This window comes from Marinithermus hydrothermalis DSM 14884 (genome assembly GCF_000195335.1).
GTDB lineage: Bacteria > Deinococcota > Deinococci > Deinococcales > Marinithermaceae > Marinithermus > Marinithermus hydrothermalis.
Map to the genome: position 1 here is coordinate 1,656,530 of NC_015387.1, position 20,963 is coordinate 1,677,492.

General features: G+C 67.6%; 20 protein-coding genes and 1 riboswitch. Of the genes, 17 read left to right on the forward strand and 3 right to left on the reverse strand.

The window, feature by feature from the left end; translation table 11 throughout:
- Window positions 1-36: 36 nt before the first annotated feature.
- Window positions 37-165, reverse strand: a riboswitch (FMN riboswitch).
- A gap of 99 nt (window positions 166-264) precedes the next feature.
- Complete coding sequence (locus tag MARKY_RS08260) at window positions 265-1,635, reverse strand: tryptophanase (protein ID WP_013704424.1); 1,371 nt, start codon at window positions 1,633-1,635, stop codon at window positions 265-267.
- 178 nt (window positions 1,636-1,813) lie between these two features.
- On the opposite strand from MARKY_RS08260, the gene MARKY_RS08265 reads away from it, so the two are divergent.
- The 7 genes from MARKY_RS08265 (at window position 1,814) to MARKY_RS08295 (ending at window position 8,095) form a co-directional block, all read left to right on the forward strand.
- Complete coding sequence (locus MARKY_RS08265; protein ID WP_245526774.1) at window positions 1,814-2,188, forward strand: 4-fold beta flower protein; 375 nt, start codon at window positions 1,814-1,816, stop codon at window positions 2,186-2,188.
- Window positions 2,189-2,200: 12 nt separating this feature from the next.
- Window positions 2,201-3,346 carry an acyl-CoA dehydrogenase family protein gene (locus tag MARKY_RS08270; RefSeq protein WP_013704426.1) on the forward strand — a complete coding sequence of 382 codons (1,146 nt, stop codon included), beginning with the start codon at window positions 2,201-2,203 and terminating at the stop codon, window positions 3,344-3,346.
- A gap of 19 nt (window positions 3,347-3,365) precedes the next feature.
- Window positions 3,366-4,127: an electron transfer flavoprotein subunit beta/FixA family protein gene (locus MARKY_RS08275; RefSeq protein ID WP_013704427.1), complete on the forward strand. Its 762-nt coding sequence runs from the start codon at window positions 3,366-3,368 to the stop codon at window positions 4,125-4,127.
- 11 nt (window positions 4,128-4,138) lie between these two features.
- A complete protein-coding gene (locus tag MARKY_RS08280) occupies window positions 4,139-5,101 on the forward strand; it encodes an electron transfer flavoprotein subunit alpha/FixB family protein (protein WP_013704428.1) in 963 nt (320 codons plus the stop codon).
- A 72-nt stretch (window positions 5,102-5,173) separates the two neighbouring features.
- Complete coding sequence (locus tag MARKY_RS08285; RefSeq protein ID WP_013704429.1) at window positions 5,174-6,739, forward strand: acyl-CoA carboxylase subunit beta; 1,566 nt, start codon at window positions 5,174-5,176, stop codon at window positions 6,737-6,739.
- 4 nt (window positions 6,740-6,743) lie between these two features.
- A complete protein-coding gene (locus tag MARKY_RS08290; RefSeq protein WP_013704430.1) occupies window positions 6,744-7,427 on the forward strand; it encodes a hypothetical protein in 684 nt (227 codons plus the stop codon).
- Entirely contained in the window at window positions 7,424-8,095 is a 672-nt protein-coding gene (locus MARKY_RS08295; protein ID WP_013704431.1) for a uracil-DNA glycosylase, read from the forward strand. The genes MARKY_RS08290 and MARKY_RS08295 overlap by 4 nt, the downstream gene beginning before the upstream one ends.
- A 44-nt stretch (window positions 8,096-8,139) precedes the next feature.
- Here MARKY_RS08295 and MARKY_RS08300 read toward each other — a convergent pair whose 3' ends face one another.
- Window positions 8,140-8,793 carry an MIP/aquaporin family protein gene (locus MARKY_RS08300; protein WP_013704432.1) on the reverse strand — a complete coding sequence of 218 codons (654 nt, stop codon included), beginning with the start codon at window positions 8,791-8,793 and terminating at the stop codon, window positions 8,140-8,142.
- Between the two features lie 62 nt (window positions 8,794-8,855).
- Here MARKY_RS08300 and MARKY_RS08305 point away from each other — a divergent pair, with 62 nt between their 5' ends.
- Window positions 8,856-9,317 carry an HD domain-containing protein gene (locus MARKY_RS08305; protein ID WP_013704433.1) on the forward strand — a complete coding sequence of 154 codons (462 nt, stop codon included), beginning with the start codon at window positions 8,856-8,858 and terminating at the stop codon, window positions 9,315-9,317.
- Here the strand turns inward: MARKY_RS08305 and MARKY_RS11685 are convergent.
- Window positions 9,216-11,060 carry a hypothetical protein gene (locus MARKY_RS11685; RefSeq protein ID WP_013704434.1) on the reverse strand — a complete coding sequence of 615 codons (1,845 nt, stop codon included), beginning with the start codon at window positions 11,058-11,060 and terminating at the stop codon, window positions 9,216-9,218. The two genes, MARKY_RS08305 and MARKY_RS11685, sit on opposite strands and share 102 nt — an antisense overlap.
- Window positions 11,061-11,514: 454 nt before the next feature.
- Here MARKY_RS11685 and MARKY_RS08315 point away from each other — a divergent pair, with 454 nt between their 5' ends.
- From MARKY_RS08315 to MARKY_RS08355, 9 genes are all read left to right on the forward strand, one after another.
- Window positions 11,515-12,531, forward strand: coding sequence for a GHMP family kinase ATP-binding protein (locus MARKY_RS08315; protein WP_013704435.1), 1,017 nt, complete (start codon window positions 11,515-11,517; stop codon window positions 12,529-12,531).
- Between the two features lie 23 nt (window positions 12,532-12,554).
- Window positions 12,555-13,094, forward strand: a complete 540-nt coding sequence (gene gmhA, locus MARKY_RS08320) for a D-sedoheptulose 7-phosphate isomerase (RefSeq protein WP_041658377.1) — start codon at window positions 12,555-12,557, stop codon at window positions 13,092-13,094.
- A complete protein-coding gene (gene gmhB / locus MARKY_RS08325) occupies window positions 13,088-14,335 on the forward strand; it encodes a D-glycero-beta-D-manno-heptose 1,7-bisphosphate 7-phosphatase (protein ID WP_013704437.1) in 1,248 nt (415 codons plus the stop codon). Before gmhA ends, gmhB begins: the two co-directional genes overlap by 7 nt.
- A complete protein-coding gene (locus tag MARKY_RS08330) occupies window positions 14,332-15,711 on the forward strand; it encodes a UDP-glucose dehydrogenase family protein (RefSeq protein ID WP_013704438.1) in 1,380 nt (459 codons plus the stop codon). The genes gmhB and MARKY_RS08330 overlap by 4 nt, the downstream gene beginning before the upstream one ends.
- Window positions 15,712-15,901: 190 nt before the next feature.
- The gene (locus MARKY_RS08335; RefSeq protein WP_013704439.1) at window positions 15,902-17,038 is read left to right on the forward strand and encodes a glycosyltransferase family 4 protein; all 1,137 of its coding nucleotides are present in this window, start codon (window positions 15,902-15,904) and stop codon (window positions 17,036-17,038) included.
- Between the two features lies 1 nt (window position 17,039).
- Complete coding sequence (locus MARKY_RS08340) at window positions 17,040-17,456, forward strand: hypothetical protein (protein ID WP_013704440.1); 417 nt, start codon at window positions 17,040-17,042, stop codon at window positions 17,454-17,456.
- Window positions 17,449-19,014, forward strand: a complete 1,566-nt coding sequence (locus tag MARKY_RS11440; RefSeq protein WP_013704441.1) for a hypothetical protein — start codon at window positions 17,449-17,451, stop codon at window positions 19,012-19,014. The genes MARKY_RS08340 and MARKY_RS11440 overlap by 8 nt, the downstream gene beginning before the upstream one ends.
- Before the next feature lie 123 nt (window positions 19,015-19,137).
- A complete protein-coding gene (locus MARKY_RS08350; protein WP_169311734.1) occupies window positions 19,138-19,959 on the forward strand; it encodes a DUF1616 domain-containing protein in 822 nt (273 codons plus the stop codon).
- The gene (locus tag MARKY_RS08355) at window positions 19,952-20,875 is read left to right on the forward strand and encodes a CPBP family intramembrane glutamic endopeptidase (protein WP_013704443.1); all 924 of its coding nucleotides are present in this window, start codon (window positions 19,952-19,954) and stop codon (window positions 20,873-20,875) included. The genes MARKY_RS08350 and MARKY_RS08355 overlap by 8 nt, the downstream gene beginning before the upstream one ends.
- Window positions 20,876-20,963 lie beyond the last annotated feature (88 nt).

Consider the following 20,963-nt stretch of genomic DNA (forward strand, 5'->3'; position numbering starts at 1 on the left):
CACAGCTTCGCCTAGGGGCTTGGGCCCCAAAGGCTTCACCTCCTTCTCCCATCCGGACTGTCACCGTCGGCCCCGGAGTTCCACCGGGTCGGGCCTTAGGCCGGGCCTAAGGCTTCGCGGGCTGTCACCGCCGGTCGGGAATTCCACCCTGCCCCGAAGGAGCTGTGTTGTGGGCGCGTACCGCGCCTATGTCCAAAATAGCACAAGGTCCGCGCCGGATTGTAGCGTGAACGGGAAACCGGGCCGTGTGGCCCGGTTTCCCGGCTAGAGCGGCTCGAACCGCGCGGTGAAGTGCCGGAGGAAGGGCGGTTCCTCCACGATGCGGTAGCCGCGAATCTCCTCCCGGCGCGCCCAGACGCGCTCGACAGCCTCCACCACGTAGTCCATGTGGCTTTGGGTGTAGGCCCGCCGCGGGATCGCGAGGCGCACCAGGTCCCACTGCGCGGGGCGTTCCTCTCCAGTGTGCGGGTCCTTGCCGAACATCACGGTGCCGATCTCCACCCCACGGATGCCGGCCTCGAGGTACAGCTCGACCGCGAGCGCCTGGCCGGGGTACTCGAGGGGGTCGAGGTGCGGCAGGAAACGCCGGGCGTCCAGGTAGACCGCGTGCCCCCCCGCGGGGCGCACCACGGGGATGCCGCGCTCGGTGAGGTGGTCCGCCACGTACCGGGTGGAGACCAGGCGGTAGCGGAGGTAGTCCTCCTCGAGGACCTCGCGTAGCCCCACCGCGATCGCCTCCAGGTCCCGGCCCGCGAGCCCCCCGTAGGTGGGGAAGCCTTCGGTGAGGATGAGGAGGTCCCGCTCCTGCTGGGCGAGGCTGGCGTCGTTGGTGCAGAGGAAGCCACCGATGTTGGCGAAGGCGTCCTTTTTAGCGGACATGGTGCACCCGTCCGCGTAGCTGAACATCTCCGCGACGATCTCACGCACGCTTTTGTTTTGGTAGCCTTCCTCGCGCAGCTTGATGAAGTAAGCGTTCTCCGCGAAGCGGCAGGCGTCGATGTAGAAGGGGATCCCGTGTTTGCGCGCGATCCGGGAGACCTCGCGGATGTTCGCCATGGAGACGGGCTGCCCCCCGCCGGAGTTGTTGGTCACGGTGATCATGATGAGGGGGATGCGTTCCGGCCCTACCTCCTCGATGAGGGCCTCGAGGGCCTGGGTGTCCATGTTGCCCTTGAAGGGGGCCTCGAGGGCGGGGTCCTTGGCTTCGGGGCAGGGGAGGTCCACGGCCCGGCCGCCCAGGTACTCGATGTTGGCGCGGGTGGTGTCGAAGTGCGTGTTGTTCGGCACGACCATACCGGGCTTGACCATGACGCTGAAGAGGATGCGTTCCGCCGCGCGGCCCTGGTGGGTGGGGATCACGTGCTCGAAGCCGAAGATCTCCCGCACGGTCGCCTCGAAGCGGTACCAGCTGCGGGCTCCGGCGTAGGACTCGTCCCCTCGCATCAAGGCGCTCCACTGGGCGGCGGACATGGCGCTCGTTCCGGAGTCGGTGAGGAGGTCGATGATCACGTCCTCGGCCCGGAGCAGGAAGAGGTTGTACCCGGCCTCTTGGATGTAGCGTTCGCGCTCGGCGCGGGTCGTGAGCTTGATCGGTTCGACCATCTTGATCTTGAAGGGTTCGATAATGGTGTTCACCGCTGCCTCCTTTTCGCGTGTTGTATGTCGTCCCCACTATAGCGTGTGCGCGCGCGGCATTCCCGAACGTTTCTAACGCTTTCTCGTCACCGAAGGCGTGATACGATATGCTTTGGGTGGCTTGCGTAGGCCGGAGGAAGATATTTAGACTTAGTCAAAGGAGGTAGCGTTGCGCACGGTGCTATGGGATAAACACGGCGAACCGGTCCTCTACCTGACCGGCAGCGGCGTCCTCTACGCCCTCACCAACGACCCCCTAGGGATGCTCACCACCCCCAGCGCGGGCGGCTGGCGCGCCGCCTTGGACTTCCAAAGCCGCCCCAAAGGCTGGTACAAGGACGGCCTCCTCTACGACCTCGAGGGCCGCCTCCTCGCCTTCACCAAAGGCGCGCAGGCTCCCCTCGAGCTGCCCCGTGCCCAACCCCTCCGCACCCCCCTCAAACCCCGTCCCGCCCCCGGCCTCGCCCTCGAGGGACCCCTCCCGCCCCTCCCCACCTTCCGCGCCGAGTGGAGTCCCCACCCCCTCCCCAGCCTCTTCGCCTCGAGGGAATAAAGGAGGTTCGAGATGCCGATAGACTTCAGCTTGACCGAGGAACAAAAGCAGCTCCAAGCCCTCGCGCGGCGGTTCGCCCGCGAGCAGATCGCCCCCATCGCCGCCGAGTACGACCAGAAGGAGGAGGTTCCCTGGCAGATCGTGGAGAAGCTCCACGAGGTCGGCCTCCTCAACGCGATCATCCCCGAGGAGTACGGCGGCCTCGGGATCGGCATGCTCGAGGAGGTCATCATCGGCGAGGAGCTCGCCTGGGGCTGCATGGGGATCTACACCATCCCCATGGCCAGCGACCTCGGGATCACCCCGATCCTGCTCGCCGGCACGCACGAGCAAAAGGAGCGCTTCCTCCGCCCCCTCACCGAGAAACCCGCCCTCGCTGCGTTCGCCCTCTCCGAGCCCGGGAACGGCTCGGACGCCGCGGCCCTCCGCACCCGCGCGGAACGCGACGGGGACTACTACATCCTCAACGGCACCAAGATGTGGATCTCCAACGGCGGCGAGGCCGACGTCATCGTGGTCTTCGCCACCGTGGACCCCGCCAAGCGCCACAAGGGCGTGGTGGCCCTCGTGGTGGAGAAGGGCACGCCCGGCCTCAGCGCGCACAAGCTCCACGGCAAGATGGGCCAGCGCGCCTCCGGCACGTACGAGCTCGTCTTCGAGAACGTGCGCGTCCCCGTGGCGAACCGGTTGGGCGAGGAGGGCGAGGGGTTCAAGATCGCCATGAACACCCTCAACAAAACCCGCATCCCCGTCGCCGCCGGCAGCGTGGGCGTGGCCCGCCGCGCCCTAGAAGAGGCCACCAAGTACGCTAAGGAGCGCGAGGCGTTCGGCCGGCCCATCGCCGACTTCCAGGCCATCCAGTTCAAGCTGGCCGACATGTACATCGGCCTCGAGACCGCCCGCATGTACACCTACTACGCGGCCTGGCTGTGCGACCAAGGCCTGCCGCACGCCCAAGCCTCCGCGGTCGCGAAGGCCTACGCTTCGGAGATCGCCTTCAAGGCCGCGAACGAGGCCATCCAGATCCACGGGGGGTACGGGTACATGCACGAGTACCCCGTGGAAAAACTCCTGCGCGACGTGAAGCTCAACCAGATCTACGAGGGCACCAACGAGATTCAGCGCGTGATCATCGCGCGGAATCTCCTCAAGGAGTAAAGGGAGTAAAGGAGGAGCGATGAAGTTCGTAGCGATCATCCGACAGGTTCCCGACGGCGAGTCCAAACTCAAGATCGAAAGCGGCCGCGTGGACCTCTCCACCGCGACGATGATCCTCGACCAGATGGACGAGTACGCGGTCGAGGAGATCATCCGACTCAAGGAGCAGCACGGCGGCGAAGCGGTCGTGGTGGCCTTCGGCCCCGAGCGCACCGAGGAAGCCGTGCGCACCGCGCTCGCCATGGGCGCGGACCGCGGCGTGCTCATCGTGCACGAGGGGTACGTGGACCCCGTCACGCAGGCCCAGGCCCTCGCCAAGGTCCTCGCCGAGGAGAAGCCCACCGTGGTCTTCACCGGCGGGCAGCAGGCCGACTGGGACTCCCAGGCGCTCGGCAGCGCCGTCGCCGAAGCCCTCGGCTGGCCGGTCCTCAGCTGGACGACCGCCTTCGAGCTCGAGGGCGAGACCACCGCCAAGGCCCGCCACGACCTGGACGAGGGCGCCGCGGTGGTCAAGGTGCAGCTCCCCGCGGTCTTCACCACACAGCAGGGCCTGAACGAACCGCGCTACCCCACCCTGCCCGGCATCATGAAGGCCAAGCGGAAGGAGATCAAGAAGCTCAGCGCCGCGGACCTCGGCGTCACGGGCAGCAAGGTGGAGGTCCTCGAGCAGAGCATCCAGGAGCGCCAGCGCCTCGGTAAGATCCTCGACGGCACCAAGGACCCCGCCCAGGCGGCGGAGGAGCTCGTCAAGCTCCTGACGGAGGAAGCCAAGGTTATCTAACGGAGGTGGCCATGATCCTCGCTGTACTCGAACACGACGGCAACACCCTCAAAAAAGGCGCCCTCGAGGCCGTGACCCGCGCCCGTCAGCTCAAGGAAGCCCTGGGCGGCGAGGTCATCGGTCTGGTTATCGGCCACGGCCTGGACGCCGTAGCCGCGGAGGCCAAGAAGTTCGTGGACCGACTCTACGTCGCGGACGACGCGGCCTTCGCGCAGTACAACGCCGAGAAATGGACCGCCGCGGCGGCGGCCGCGGTGCAGGCCAGCGACGCGCGGGTCGTGGTGGCCAGCGCTTCGCGCACCGGCCGCACCTGGACCGCGCGGCTCGCGGCCCGGCTCAACGCCGCGCTCCTCGAGGACACCCTCGAATCCTGGGCCGAGGAGGGCAAGATCCTCGCCAAGCGGTACAGCTTCCTCAACCGCGTGACGGAAACGCAGGCTGCGGCGCTGCCCGTGGTGCTCTCGGTCAAGCCCAACACCACCCCGCTCGCGGAACCCGCCGGGGAGGGCAGCCTCCAGCCCCTCTCGGTCGAGCTCGGTGACCTGGAAGCGCGGGTGGAGGTGCTCGAGGTCGTCAAGGAGGAGGCCAAACGCGTCTCGCTCACCGAGGCGGACGTGGTGGTCTCCGGAGGCCGCGGCCTGGGGAGCCCCGAGGCCTTCAAGCAGGTTGAGGAGCTCGCGGACCTCCTGGGCGGCGCGGTGGGCGCGACGCGCGCAGTGGTGGACGCGGGCTGGCGCCCGTACGCCGAGCAGGTCGGCCAGACCGGGAAGACCGTCCAGCCCAACCTGTACATCGCCCTGGGCATCTCCGGCGCGGTGCAGCACCAGGCGGGCATGAACAAGTCCAAGTACATCGTCGCGGTGAACAAGGACGCGGAAGCCCCGATCTTTAAGATCACCGACTACGGGATCGTGGGGGACGTGAACCAGGTGCTGCCCGCCCTGATCGAGGCGGTGCGCAAACGCAAAGCCTAGCCTGTCGGCTCCCAAAGGGCGGAGGGGCCACCCCTCCGCCTCTTCTTTTTCCCTAGGTATGATGGTCCTGCTATGGCGGACAACACCCATGCCTGGATGGACGAGCTCATCGCGGAAATGGAGGAACGCCGCAAAAAGATCGAGCAAGGCGGCGGCCCCAAACGCATCGAGAAGCAGCACGCGGCGGGCAAGCTCACCGCGCGCGAACGCATCCAGAAGCTCCTAGACCCGGACAGCTTTGTGGAGATCGGACCGTTCGTCGAACACCTCGAGACCGGTCTGATGGAGGGGATCGAAGCGCCGGGGGAAGGCGTCGTGACCGGGTACGGCACGATCAACGGCCGCAAGGTCTTCGTCTTCAGCCAGGACTTCACCGTGCTGGGCGGCAGCCTCGGGAAGATGCACGGCCGGAAGATCGCGCAGCTCATGGACCTGGCCGCCAAGGTCGGCGCGCCGGTCATCGGGCTGAACGACTCCGCCGGCGCGCGCATCCAGGAAGGGGTGGACAGCCTCTCAGGGTACGGGGAGGTCTTCTACCGCAACGCGATCTACTCCGGGGTCATCCCCCAGATCAGCGCGATCCTCGGCCCGTGCGCGGGCGGCGCGGTGTACAGCCCCGCGATGACCGACTTCATCCTGATGAGCCGCGGCACGAGCTACATGTTCATCACCGGCCCCGAGGTGATCAAGTCCGTCACGCGCGAAGAAGTCACCTTCGAGGAGTTGGGCGGGGCGGACGTACACGCCCAAAAATCCGGGGTGGCCCACCTCGAGGCGGACGGGGACGAGGCGGTGCTCGAGCTCATCCGCGAGCTGCTCTCGTACCTACCGCAGAACAACCGGGAAAAACCACCGGTCCTGGAAACCCAGGACCCCGCGGACCGCACCACCCCGGAGCTCGTGGATCTTGTGCACCCGGACCCGCGCCGGCCGTACAACATGCACCAGGTCATCCGCACGCTGGTGGACGACGGCCGGTTCCTCGAGATCCAGCCGGGCTGGGCGCGCAACATCATCATCGGGTTCGCCCGGCTTGGAGGGATGCCGGTCGGGATCGTAGCGAACAACCCGCGCTTCATGGCAGGCGCACTGGACATCAACGCCGCGGACAAGGCCGCGCGGTTCATCCGCACCTGCGACGCCTTCAACGTCCCCCTCCTGACCCTGGTGGACGTGACGGGGTTCCTGCCCGGCGTGCTCCAGGAGCACCAAGGCATCATCCGGCACGGCGCGAAGATGCTGTACGCCTACGCGGAAGCTACGGTGCCCAAGATCACCCTCATCACCCGCAAAGCCTACGGCGGGGCGTACCTCGCGATGAACTCCAAGGACATGGGGGCGGACGTGGTGCTCGCCTGGCCCACCGCGGCCGTGGCGGTCATGGGCGCGGAAGGCGCGGCGAACATCATCTACCGCAAGGAGATCCAAAACGCCCCCAACCCCGAGGAGGCCCTGCGCCGCAAGATCGAGGAGTACAAGCGCGCCTTCGACAACCCCTACGTCGCCGCCGCGCGCGGGTACGTGGACGACGTGATCAACCCCGAGCTCACGCGGCTCTACCTGATCCGGCACCTGCGGATGCTCTGGGACAAGCAGGAAGAACGGCCGTGGAAAAAGCACGGGAACATCCCCCTCTAACCCCATGAACGCCTTCATCGCCCACCTCAAGGCCCAGGGCTTCGCGCTCGCCCGCGGGGAGGAGCACCTCCTCATCTACCGGCCCGACCTCGAGGAACGCACCCTCCCCCTGGTGCGCCTGGGCAAAGCACGCGTGCGCCTCGAGCTGCGGGGGCAGTCCTGGATGGAGCGGCTTTGCTTCCACTTCTTCGAGGACTGGGAGGTCGAGGTGCGCCGCTTCCTGGCCACCACCCCCCTCCACGACCCCGAGGGCCACCTGGACCGCATCCGCACCTGCCTCGCGGCCTACCCCGAGCCCCAACGCCACTTCGCGCTGCTCGTCGCCTGGGCCCACGCCGTGCACGCCCTCGGCCAGAACCAGGACCACGCCGCTCTAGACTACGCCTGGCGCGCGCGCTGCGCCCTAGAGGGTCGGTTCGACCTCCCCCACCCCGCCGTGGGCCAGGCGCACCCCTACCTCGCCGAGCTCGCCCCTCGGATCAACACGGCCGTTCTCACCGCGTTCAAGCTGGTTCTCGAGGGCGAAGCCCTTACGGAGGAGGAGATCCGGGAAAAACTCGCCGCCCCCAGCGTGCCGCTGGGGCCATTGCTCGAGCACCTGCCGCCCTTAAAGCCCGTTGCACGGGTGGAGCGCGTGGCGGAGCTCGAGACGGACCTCGAGGTCGTCGCGTGGACGCTGGAGGAGTGAAGACGCGCGAAGTCCTACACGCGGAGCTGGAGCGCTGCGCGCGCTGCCCACGGCTCGTGGCGTGGCGGGAAGCAGTAGGCCGCGCGAAGCGCCGAGCCTTCCGGGACTGGACCTACTGGGCGCGGCCGGTCCCGGGGTTCGGGGACCCCAACGCCCGCATCCTGATCTTCGGCCTGGCCCCCGGCGCGCACGGCTCGAACCGCACGGGCCGGCCCTTCACCGGGGACGCCTCGGGAGCGTTCCTGTACCCGGCCTTGTGGCGCGCGGGCCTCGCGAACCAGCCCCGGGCCACCCACCGGGGGGACGGGCTCGAGCTTTATGGGGTGTACGTCACCGCCGCCGTGCGGTGCGTGCCCCCGCAGAACCGGCCTACCCAGGCCGAGCTCCGGGCGTGCGCGGACTGGACCCGGCGGGAGCTCGAGCTGCTCCCCAAAGTGCGGGTGGTGGTGGCGCTGGGACGGATCGCGCACGACGCGATGCTGGCGCACTTTGGCCTCAAGAAGCGCGCCCATCCCTTCGCGCACGGCACGGAGCACCGGTTGCCGAACGGGTGGGTGCTGTTGGACAGCTACCACGTCTCGCGGCAGAACACGAACACCGGGCGGCTCACCGTGGAGATGTTCGACCGCGTCCTGGCGCGCGCGAAACGCCTTGCGGGGCTGGAATAGCACCGGGGCGGGCTTTAGCCCGCCCCGGTGCTGCGTTATTGGGGTTACTTCTCGTAGAACCAGCGGGCCGCGAGGGCCGCGAGCGCGCCCCCCACGAGGGGCCCCACCCAGTAGGCGAGGTGCCCTGCCCAAACCCCGGAGAGCACCGCCGGTCCGAAGGCCCGCGCGGGGTTCATGGCCGCGCCCGTCAGGGGCCCGCCCGCGAAGATGTCCATCACGATGGCGAGGCCGATCGCGAAGGGGGCGAGGGCGCTTTTCTGGTACACCGCGACCGTGGCGATCACGAAGACCAGGAAGAAGGTCAGCACCGCTTCGATCGCGATCCCCGCCCCGAGGCCGACGCCCTCCCCGAGGACGGGGGTGCCGTACGCCACGGCCTCCAAGAGGTCTGCACCGTACAGCACGCCGAGCAGACCCGCCGCCACCAGACCGCCCAGCAACTGCGCGATCCAGTACCCCACGGCCGTGCCCAGCTCGATCTTCCCGATGCTCCAAAGCCCGAAGGTCACGGCGGGGTTGAAGTGCGCCCCGGAGACCGCGCCTAACGCCGCGATCATCAACGCGATCGCCAGACCGTGGGCGAAGGCGATGCCCACGAGGCCCACCGCCCCGTCGGTCGCGTAGTTCGCGGCGATCGCGCCCACGCCAGCGAATACCAGGGCAAACGTCCCTATAAACTCCGCCATATATGCCCGCATCACACACCTCCCGGGAATGCATCCTAACGCATCCCCCCGGGGAGCGTGTATCTTAAGGGCCGATGCGTAAGCGGATCGAGCGGCTCTTGAAGGCCTTCTTCCCCCACCTGGCCCGCCCAGACGACGCGTGGGCGCTGGGGTGGCTTAAAGAGGACGAGCGGGGCCTGTACCTGGCCATGGACGTGCGGGACCGCGAGCACGCCGTGCAGGTCGCGCGCCGCCTCCTGGAGCGCTACCCTCAAGCCCCAGACTACGCGGTGCGCGCCGCGCTTCTCCACGACGCGGGCAAGGCCCTCAGGCCCTACCGGCCGCTCGAGCGCATCCTCACCGGCCTGGTTGCGTTGCCCGTGCCGCCTCATCCCCTGCGCCGGGGGCTGATGGGCGCGTTTCAGGTACGCCGTTACCACGCCGAGTACGCCGCGTCACGAATCCAGGACCGGCTGGTCGCGGAGATCGTACGCCTCCACCACGTCGGCGGCTCGCCCTGGGCTGAACGCCTTCGCGCGGTGGACGGAGAGTTCTAACTCGAACAATCCGGCCTCGCTCAGGCTCTGCACGCGCAGGCTGCGGCTTTGTGGGAGGTAGAGCCAGTAATCCATGTCCTCGCGCACCGGAAGCAAGAGCGTGCCGTCCCCAAGCCAACGCGGCGTCCGTACCCCCGCAAAGACCACGCGCGCGGGACGTTCGCCCGTCACCCGAACCTCAAGGGGTGCCGCCTCCCCGGAAAGCCCCACCCCCAAGGCGTTCTCCTGGTACCCCCGGCCGCGTATACGGAGCAGGCACGGCTCCTCCGGGAGTTGCCATTCCGCACCGCTCGGCGCCTCCTTTCCCGGCACCCGCACCCACGTGCAGTGTGCTCCCTGAAGCTCAAACCCCTCCCCAAAGCGGCTGGCCTCCAGCAAGGCGAGCTCCTGCCCCACCCGGAAGGCCGCGCGCGCGAGGGGCTCCCCCTCCGGCTCGAACCCCAGCCAGGCCTCGAGGGTCACCTGCGCCCACTCCGGTAGCCCAGGAAGCAGCGCCTCCCAGTCCACCGGCTCGCCTGCGCGCAGGAGGTGGTACGCCTCCGCCAGGCGGTGCCCTTTCATCGCGAAGTACTCCGCTGCCGTACGGTGATACCGCTGGTGGCGTCCCTGCTGCAGGGAGGCGTAGATCACCCGGCGTGCCGTCTCATCGGCGAAACGCCATTGCCGGTCGAAGACCAACCACCCGCGCCGCTCGAGCTCCTCCAGGTGCGCGCGGGCCCCGAACGCTTCCAAAAGCCCGTCATCCAGGGCGCCGGGGTGCACGCTCAATCGCTCCAAGGCCAGCCGCGCCTCCAGGCTGAGGTAACGCGTCTCGAGCTGGAAGGCCGCGCGTACCCGCTGCGGCACCGGGAGCTCCGGCCCGAAGCCTTCGCTCGGCCTGAGCGACAATAACTCCCGCAGGTATCCGGGGTTGCCCGCAGTCGCGAGGTACAGCCGCGCCGCTTCGCTAAACGGCAGCCCCCGCAACAAACTACCGAACGCCTCGTTCCAGGTCAGGGGCGGCAGTACCACGTACCGCACCCGGTCGGGCGGCCAGGTTTCCCGAAGCTGAAGCACCACCCGAGGATCCTCCCCGTAACTGGAGCGCTCCACCACCCACACGCCCTCCCGGTCGCTCAACGCATGGGCCGGCAAGGTGCTCGGGTACGGTGGGCGAAGGTAATGCAGGACCTTGCCCTGCCCCGAATCCCCCTCCCGGTACGGCAGGCCCAGCTCGCGCGCGAGCGCCTGAGCAAACGCCTGGTGCTCAGCCCCCGGCCCGCCCTCGAGGATGATTAGGTACGGCGGGCGCACCTGGGCCGCTAGTTCACGCACCAGGTCTTGCCGCGTCGCGAACTCCGTGCTCACGGAAGCGATGATCTCTCGCCGGACCTCGAGCCACTGCTGGAACTCAGGGGAGAGGTCATCCAGCCCCTCCAAGGGCAGGCCTTCCGAGGGCGTGCGGTCGATCTCGATGTAGTCCGGCAACCGCAGGGGGTCCTCCCCCGAGGCGAACAGGTTGAACCCCAGGGGCATCAGGGCCTGGCGCAGCCGGTGCAGCTCCACCCTAAGGTTCTGCGAGGCCGCGTTGTGCCCCCACAAGAGGTCCGCGAGCACCTCGCGGCGCGTGGGCCCCTCGAGGGCGAGGTAATACAAAAGCGCTAACCCCTTGCGGCGCAGCTTCACCGGCTTGCCGCGGTACTCGAGCCTCGCCTGCCCCCAGAAGGGGAGTTTTAATGGCGCGCTTCCTCTGGATGTGCTCACGGAAACCTCCAGATACAAACCAATACCCAACAATTGGCTACGCTCAAGCCTAGCCTAACATTACGGAAGGCCGGTAACTTTAGTTTATCAGTCTACGCCTATGATCTGCGGGAAGCTACCCCCAAATGAGGGGGGTGAATACGAGGGGGCGAACCCCTACCACCATTTCAACTCAACCGCACCCTTTGCGCTCGGCCCTCCTGAAGTTCACCATAGCATACCCTTCACCGAAACCCTCGGTTATACACCGCCCTGTTACCCAGCGCGTTATCCCCGCGTTTCCCCCCCAGCCCCTGGCGTGACACACCCCCTCCTACCCGGACGATAGGGTGTACGCGTCCTCCTCTCCTCGCATAACGGGCAGGTTACGCCGCGTTCCCTAGCCTAGGAATACGAACGCCCACGCCTAAGGAAACACGTGAACCTGCGTAAGGCCCATTGGGAGGAACCCGTCATGATAGTGCGTGCACGAGCTCCACTGCGCGTGAGCTTCGGCGGCGGCGGTACCGACGTCCCCCCCTACTGCGATGAACGCGGCGGTGCCGTACTAAGCGCGACCATCAACCGTTACGCCTACGCCACCCTCGTCCCCGGTGGCGGACGCCTCGAGGTGCGCAGCCTGGATTACGACGCAAGCATCTCCTACAACTTGGACGACCCCTTCCTCTACGACGGGCAGCTGGACCTCGTCAAGGCCGTTCTGGACCATTTCCGCAAGCACAAGCGGTTCACCCAAGGCCTCGAGATCGCCCTGCACAACGACGCCCCGCCCGGCTCCGGTCTGGGGTCCTCCTCCGCGATCACGGTGGCCTTGGTGCGGGCGCTGGCGGAGTACCTGCACACCCCCCTCGACCCGTACCAGCTCGCCGAGCTGGCCTACAAGATCGAACGCGTCGATGTCGGCATCAAAGGCGGCAAGCAAGACCAGTACGCCGCGGCCTTCGGGGGGTTTAACTTCATCGAGTTCAAGGAAGGCGTGAGCATCGTGAATCCCTTGCGGCTGAACCAGGAGACCTTATATGAGCTCGAGTACAGCCTGGTGTTCGCGTACGTGGGCGGGCAGCACTTTTCCGGAAAGATCATCGAGAAGCAGGTCACGAACTACCAAAAGCGCAAGACCGACGCGGTGGCGTCCATGGACCGGCTGCGTGAGCTGGCCTACGAGATGAAGCGCGCCTTGCTCCTCGGGCGGCTGGGTGAGTTCGGCGAGCTGTTGGACGCGGCCTGGGAGAGCAAGAAGAAGATGGCGGAGGGCATCAGCACCCCCCACATCGACGAGCTGTACCACGAGGCTCGGCAAGCCGGCGCGCTGGGCGGCAAGATCAGCGGAGCGGGTGGCGGGGGATTCATGTTCTTCCTCTGCGCTCCCCGCCGCGCCTACGCGGTTCAAGAGACCCTGCGGCGGATGGGGGCCCAACCGGTGCACTTCAGCTTTGTGGACGAGGGGGTACGGGCGTGGCGGCTCGGGTGAACGGCCAGGCGGCATCGCGGCTGATGGAGGAGCACCTGGAGGTGGTGCAGGCCGCACGCTCACTCGCGCAGGAAGTCGAACGGGCGGCGGAACGCATCGCCAGGTCCCTGGAAGCGGGCGGAAAGGTCCTCCTGTGCGGCAACGGAGGTTCCGCTGCGGACGCGCAGCACATCGCGGCGGAGCTGGTGGGGCGTTTCCTCAAGGAGCGCCGCGCCCTACCCGCGTTGGCCCTCAACACGAACACCTCCATCGTGAGCGCAATCGGCAACGACTACGGCTTCGCGGAGGTCTTCGCCCGCCAGGTCGCGGCCATGGGCCACGCGGGCGACGTACTGGTCGCGATCTCCACCAGCGGGAACAGCGCTAACGTACTGCGCGCTGCCGAGACCGCCCGGGCCAAAGGCCTCGAGGTCATCGGTCTCACCGGCGCGGGCGGAGGACGCCTGGCCGAACTGTGCGACCTGTGCCTGCGCGTTCCCTCCACCAGCACCCCAAGGATTCAAGAGGTCCACATACTGATTGGGCACATCATTAGCCAGCTGATTGAGGAGCACGTATGTTAAAACAAGCCGTCATTCTCGCTGGAGGTTTAGGCACCCGCCTGGGTCCCCTCACCCGGGACACCCCCAAGCCCCTCCTGCCCGTAGGCGACGCGCCCTTCCTCGAGCACGTGGTCTGGAACCTGAAGCGCTTCGGGATCGAGCGCTTCCTCTTCTCCGTGGGGTACCGGGCCGAGAAGATCATGGCCCACTTCGGCAACGGACGACGGCTCGGCGTCCAGATCGAGTACGTCTTCGAGAAAACCCCGGCGGGCACCGGAGGCGCCTTGGTCCTCGCGCAGCAGCTGGGACGACTCGACGAGTGGTTTCTCGTGGTGAACGGGGACACGCTCTTCGACATCAACTTCCTGGACCTCAGCGTGCTCACCCAGTCCCAACGCGCCCTGGCCGGCCTGGCCCTGCGCCAGATCCCCGACGCGAGCCGGTACGGCCGGGTGCGCCTCAACGGCGTTCACATCACCGGGTTCGACGAGAAATCCGGGAAAGGCCCCGGCCTGATCAACGGCGGAGTGTACACGATGCACCGCAAGGCGCTCGAGCACCTCCCCCCCGGCCCCAGCTCCCTCGAGCGCGACCTCTTCCCCAAGCTCGCCGCCCACGGAAAACTGGTGGGCCGGGTGTACGCTGGGTTCTTCATTGACATCGGGGTGCCTGAGGCGCTCCAGGCCGCCCAGGTCCTGGTGCCCCGCTGGCGCCAGCGCCCTGCGGTGCTCCTAGACCGGGACGGGGTGCTGAACCAGGACCTCGGGCACGTGCACCGCCCTGAGGAGTTCACCTGGATGCCCGGCGCGCCCGAAACGGTGAAGTGGCTGAACGACCAGGGGTACCTGGTCATCGTGGTCACGAACCAGTCCGGCATCGCGCGCGGGTACTACACGGAGGAGGCCTTCCACGCCTTCACCGCCTGGATCAACCAGGAACTCAACAAGATCGGCGCGCACCTCGACGCCACGTACTACTGCCCGCACCACCCCACCGAAGGGTACGGACCGTACCTGCGGACCTGCAACTGCCGCAAGCCCGCGCCGGGCATGATCCAACGCGCGATCCGGGACTGGGGGATCGACGTACCCCATAGCCTCCTCGTAGGGGACCAGGAGACCGACCTCCTCGCCGCGCAAGCCGCCGGGGTGCACGCCGCCCTGTACTACGGAGGACCGCTCCTGCCCTTCGTGCAACACACCCTCACCGCCCTCACCACCCCCCCGCCCATCTCAACGCCACACAAGGAACGACGCCCATGAAGGTCGCCGTCATCGGAACCGGGTACGTAGGCCTCACGACCGCCGTGGCCCTCGCCTACCTCGGGCACGAGGTCTGGGGCGTGGACGTGGACGCTACCAAGATCCGCGACCTCGCGCGAGGCCACCCGCCCATCCATGAGCCGGGCCTCGAGGCTCTGCTCCCTCTGGTCCAACCCCGGCTGCACTTCACCACCGCGTACGCCGACGCGATCCCGGGCGCGGAGGTAATCCTGATCGCGGTCGGCACCCCCCCAGGCGCGGACGGCGCGCCCGACCTCCGCTACGTGCGCCAGGCGGTCGAAGCGCTCGCTCTGCACCTGGATGGCGCGCACCCCGTGGTCGCCATTAAATCCACCGTCCCCATGGGGACCGGCCGCTGGGTGCGCGCCCGGATCCAAGAAATCCGCGCCGAAGCTTACGAGGTGGCCTCGAACCCCGAGTTTTTGCGGCAAGGCTCCGCCCTGCACGACACCTTCTACCCCAACCGCATCGTCATCGGGGCCGACACGCCCCGGGCCGTCGCGGTGCTAGAGGCGCTCTACCGCCCCCTTCTGGAACAATCCTTCCCGCCCCCCAAGGGGCTGCCCCGGCCCTCGGGCCTCGAGGCCGTCCCTCTGGTCGCCACAGACCTGACCTCCGCGGAGTTAATCAAGTACGCGGCGAACGCCTTCCTCGCGCTCAAGATCAGCTTCATCAACGAGATCGCGGCGCTCGCCGAACAGGTCGGGGCCGACGCCACCCACGTCGCTCGAGGTATCGGATTGGATGCCCGGATCGGTCCGCAGTTCCTCCGGCCTGGCATCGGCTGGGGCGGGAGTTGCTTCGACAAGGACACCGCCGCGCTGCTCGCCCTTGGGCGCGCCCATGGAACCGAGATGCGCATCGTCCAAGCGGCCCGCGCGGTCAACCACCACCAACGCGAACGCATCATCGAAAAACTCACTCGGGAGTTGACCACCCTGCGCGGCCGTACCGTCGGCCTGCTTGGCATCGCGTTCAAGCCTCACACGGACGACCTCCGCGACGCGCCCGCCCTCGCGATCGCGCATCGCCTGATCCAGTGCGGCGCGCACGTCCGGCTCCACGATCCCGTCGCCCTCGCGCGCGCGCGGCGCGAGCACCCCGAGCTCGAGCGGGCCTACCGGGAACACCCAACCGAGGTCTTCGAGGAGGCCGACGCGGTGGTGTTGGTCACGGAATGGCCCCAGTACCTCGAGCTGCCCTGGGAAACCCTCGCCCCCAGGATGCGTTTCCCTCTCGTCCTGGACGGGAGAAACGTGCTGGACGCCGCGCGCCTTACCGCCGCGGGGTTTCGTTACTTGGGGACCGGCCGCTGCATCGCCCACACCGCCCCGGCCCCGACCCCACCCCGCTAACCGCGTGTTACCCGGGCCGTTATCCTCCCGTTCCCCGGGCTTTTCGCGCCGTTACACCCCCGCCGTCCATGAGGCCTGGCCCCTCCCCTCACTCTTTCCCTGCGTAACGAGCCGGTCACGCCCCAAAGGGTAGGGTGCAGAGAACGGACGAACGGCGCGTGTACGCCCCCCTTTGGGGAAAGGAGACGAAGTGCGCGTAGGTGTGTTCACATACGGGCTGGAGGCCCGCCTCACCGGGATCGGACGGTACACGGTCGAACTGACCCGAGCCCTTAAACGGCTCGACGCGAGCCTCGAGATCATCCTGCTCAACCCCTACCCCAACTCCAAGCTCGGCTGGTACCAGGAGTTCGAAACCTACCCCGTCCCCGAGCTGCGCCGGGTGCCGCTGGCCGCCAGCCTGGGGAACTGGACGCTGCACCGCGCGGCGCTCCGGCTGGGCCTCGACGTGCTGCACGACCCTTGCGGGATCGCTCCGTTCCTAGCCCCCACCCGGCGGTACCGGCGGGCCACCACCGTGCACGACGCCATCCCCTTGATGAACCCCCAGGTGCAGCCCCTCGCGACCCGTCTGATCTTCCGCACCCTCATCCCCCTCGCACGGCACACCGCGGACCTGGTGCTCACCGTGAGCTGCGCTTCGGCCCAAGACCTCGAGCGCTACGCCGGTATCCCCGCCCACAAGTTATGCGTGACCCCGCTTGGGGTCACGCCGCCCCCGCACATGCGCTCGGAGGAGGTCCAGCAAGCCTTAGCCTCACTGAACCTCGAGCCCCCGTACTTCCTGTACGTGGGAGCGCTCCACCCCCGGAAGAACCTGTGGCGGGTGCTCGAGGCCTTCGCCGAGGTGCGCCGGGAGGCCCCGGCGCTGCGCCTGGTCATCGTGGGGCCTGCAAGCTGGCGGGCGCACGAGGTGTTCCGCAGCGCCCGGCACCTTGAGGGCGTGGTGTTCACGGGGTACGTGAGCGAGCCTACCCTGCACGCGCTGTACTACGGCGCGCTCGCCCTCGTCTTCCCCTCCCTGTACGAGGGGTTCGGCCTGCCGGCGCTGGAGGCCATGGCGCACGGCACCCCGGTCATCGCCGCCAACACCAGCGCCTTCCCCGAGGTGGTCGCGGACGCCGGGATCCTGGTCAACCCTACCGACACCCGGGCCATCGGCGCGGCCATGCGGCAGGTGCTCGCGGACGCGCAGCTACGGGCCCGCCTAGGCGAGGTGGGGCGGTTGCGTGCCCAAGCTTTTACCTGGACCCGCACCGCCCGCGCGACGCTGGAGGCGTACCGCGCCCTGCTCGAAGCCCCAGCCCCGTCCGGGACGGGAGGTTAAGATGCGCAAACGCACGCGGATCCTGCTCGGCCTGCTCGGCCTCGCCCTCCTCGCCGCCTTCGCGGTCCCCTACGGTCTCGAGCTCGTCCGGAGCGCGCAGCGCCCCGCCACCCCCGCGCGCGACTTCGTCGGCGTGGGGCAGGTCACGCACCTCCAGCGGTTGTGGCCCACGAGCCGTTGCCGCATCACGCTGGAGTTGGTGCAGTGGAGCTCGCTCGGCTCGGGCTTCACCCTGGCGGACCTGCCGCAAGCCGGGGAGCGCTACGTGATGTACGCCGACGCACCCGCGTGCGGCTGCCTGACCCCCGAAACCAGCCTGAACCAGGCGTTCCGGGCCGTGCAGTCCTCGGAGGGGCGCTGGTACCTCGAGCTCTACCGTCCCGCTGCCGCCTGCCAGGAGGTCACGTCCCATGAGTAAAGGCACAGTGTTTTGGTTGATGGGTCTCGTCAGTCTGCTTCTAGGCGTTGTCGCTGCGCCTCCTGTCGGAGCGCGGGTGGAGACGCCCACCCGGCTGTTGAAGGCGTACTGGTACACCAAGATCCTCGGCGGGGCGCTGCACCGGGAAACCCAGGGCATGGTGTACCGCCCTGGGCAGTTCGACGCGGGCCTGGTCCTGGATCCCGAGGACGGCCTGACCGTAGAGGACCCAGGTCCTTACCGCGGGGTGGACGTGCTGCTCACCGTGAACTGGGGCACGGGCACCACCTACACGCGCCCCGACTACCACCGCATCGTCCTGAACCGCGAAGCCCGCGTAGGCGTGATCTGGTACGGTACCCCAGAGGAGCGACCGGAGTGGCTCTCAGGATGGGAGCGCGGCCAGGACATCGTCGTGAACGGAACCCCCGTACCGACCTTCTGGACCCAGCTCCCCGCAGGCCCGCACGACCTGGGCTCGGTCGAGAGCAAGGCCCCGCGCATCTACACCATCCTCCTCGCGGAAGCCGACGGCTCCCCCTCCCCCGTCCCGCCGGCACCCGTGGGCCTCGAGCCGCCCAAGCCGAACGCCACCTGCCCTAGCTGGGTGCACGACCAGTACACCGTCCAGGGGCCGGATGGGCGCGTCTACCGTACTTGGCACCCGCAGATCGATCCGGTCTACTGGTGTTACTTCCGTCACGAGCACGGCTCCGACCCCTCCCGGTTCGCGGGGTACCCTCAGGTACAGCCGCTGTTTAACTACACCAGCCCCGCCGAGTCGCACGCGGGCTTCAAGGTTCTCGTCACGGAGAAGGACGGGGTCTCCCTCATGATCACCTGGCACGCGGACACCAGCAGCGCTCAACGCGTCTGCCTGCGCTACCACACGCTGGACATCGCCCTGGCTGACGCCGCCACCGGAGAGGTCCTGGCCCACACCCATCAGGAAGCCGATTTCGGAATCGCTTACATCGTGAAACCCGGCACCGCAGCCCTCCAGCCGTTACGTCCCCGCAACTGCCCGGAGAACGCCGCGCTGGATCCCGGCACGGTCCCGGGCCGGCGCAACCTCACGCCGGCAACGGCCGGGGCGGGGCATGAGGCGTGGCAAGCGGTTCCCGGCCCCGCGCTCCCCCTCCTGGGCTCGCTCGTGCTTGTGGTCGACAACCCCATCACTCGCTGCGCAGACCCCGCCACCTGCGACACGCTGATCCCCGGGGGACCCAACGACGGCACCCGCCGCTGGTTCACCATCTCCGGGAGCACGCAGGGCTTGATCCTGGATGGAACCCGGGTGCTCGAGGCCCGGTTCTGTACGGATCCTCGAGGCCAGGTGCTCCGCGACTGCAACGCTCCGGATGCCGTCACGCAGTACGTGAAGCCCGGCGTGCGCGTGGAGATCGCTACCCCAAGGAACGCGCAGGGCGTTACGCCTAAGTTCTGGGTTGAGGACCCTTGGAGCGCGTTTTACGAGTTCCACGAGGCCAACGAGCCCATGCTTCGGATGAATCAGAACCTGGAGTTGCAGATCCGTCCGGGCACGGATGCCAACTAACGGTCTTGGCCCACGTTACCTTAACGATTTTGTGGCAGAATCCCTTTATAGCCGCTTCTTGTGGAGTGTAGGATGATGCAAATGCGTCCAAGTCATTGGACTTACTGGAATAATGCGGACCTTGTGTTTGCATTGCTCGTAGCACTTATAGCGGAGGTTATCGCCTTAGGGTTTCCCGAGGCCTACTCCCCCTTCCGCGTAATCGTCGGCGGAGCGCTGGTGCTGTTCGTCCCCGGGTACGTCCTGATGGTTGCCCTGTTCCCTCGGCATCACGACCTCAACGGAGCCGAGCGCCTTGCCGTCAGCCTGGGTCTCTCCGCAGCGCTCGTTCCCATGGCAGGCCTCATCCTAAACTACACCCCCGCAGGGATCCGCTTGGAAAGCCTCACGATGGCGCTCTCCCTGCTCGCTGCTCTCGGCGCGCTGGCGGCGTACTTGCGCCGCGCTCGCATCCCCGAGGAGGAGCGCTTCGTCTTCCTGAAAGACCCCCAACTCACCCGAGGCGCGCTGTTTGGCGCGGTAGGGATCGCCCTTATCGTCGGCGCAACCTACCTCACGCGCCCTGAAACGCGCTTTACCGCGTTCTACCTGTTAGGTGAGAACGAACGCATGGAGAACTACCCCACGCATCTACGTCCAGGAGAGTCCTTTACCGTCACGGTAGTGGTGGAGAACCGCGAGGGGCAACGCATGGCTTACCGTATCCGGGCGCCATTCGATCCCGAAACCCCCCCCATCGAGGTGCCGCCCCTCCCCCCTGGAGCCTCCTGGCGCCAGACCCTGACTCTGAAAGCCCCCTCCACCCTCGGCGTAACCCCGCTGGTGCTCGAGCTATACCGGGCCGGCGATGTAGAAGCGTACCGGGAGATCCACCTGTTCGTCAGTATTCGTCAGGAAGGCGCAGCGCCGGCTCCTTCCCTCTATCTAAGGGGGGTTTATGTTTGAGGAAAGCCCCCGTACCGAGTCCCCGCCCACACCGGAGCCCCCCCCTACAGGGGACAACGCGCCGCCCGTACCTCCGCGCCCCCCCAGGGTGATCTGGGCGTACCCCGCACTCTTCGCCCTGGCCGGGGTTTGGCTCGCCCAAGGGGAGGGGGCGCGCGGGGCTGGGCTGCTGGCCGGAGTGTTCCTCATCCTGCTGGTGCACGCGGCCTGGATGCACCGCACGCACCCGGTCAGCGAATTGTGCACCGCGCTGGCAGTCCTGCCCCTGGTGCACCTCGTGCCCGTGTTGTTGGGGCCGTGGATCGCCGCGGGCTCCCCGTGGCACCTCGGGCTTGCCAGCGCGCTGCTCGCGTTGGCTGCCTTAACCGCCGCCCGCGTCTTGGGTTATACCCCCCGCGATCTTGGGCTTGCGCTTGGCCCTTGGAGGCAGCGCGGAAGGAACGGGGCGGCCTCCGTCTTCTCCGCAGCGGTTGCGCTACCTTTGGTGAACATGGCCGCGCACACCTTCGTCCAAGCCGGCATCGCGGTAAGCGGTGTGGGGATCGGAACCCTTATGCTGGCCTTGTTTCCCACTCCCGGTCTTGTGCTTCCATCCCCTGCCTCACCCCTACCGGCCATGGCTGCGCTGGGGCTCGCCGGACTCACGGAGGAGCTCGTGTACCGAGGAGTGCTCCAGCACGCCGCGGTTCGGGCATTAGGCGGCACGCAAGGCGTCGTGTACACCGCGGTCACTTTCGGTGCGATGTACATCGGCTTTTACCCCCTAGAGTACGCCCTGGCCATGGGGATCCTGGGCCTCGGGTTCGGCTTCCTCGCACTCCGCACCGGCTCCATTCTGGGCATCGGAACCGCCCATGCCCTGGCGAACCTGGTGGTGCTGGGCTACCTCCCCCCGGCCTTCCTGGGGGTGAGGTAACCGAAGGAGGATGCCGATGAGTTCCATACTAAACGTATTTTCCACGGATCCCTTGATGCACACCCGCTACGGCGAAGGCCTTGAAGTG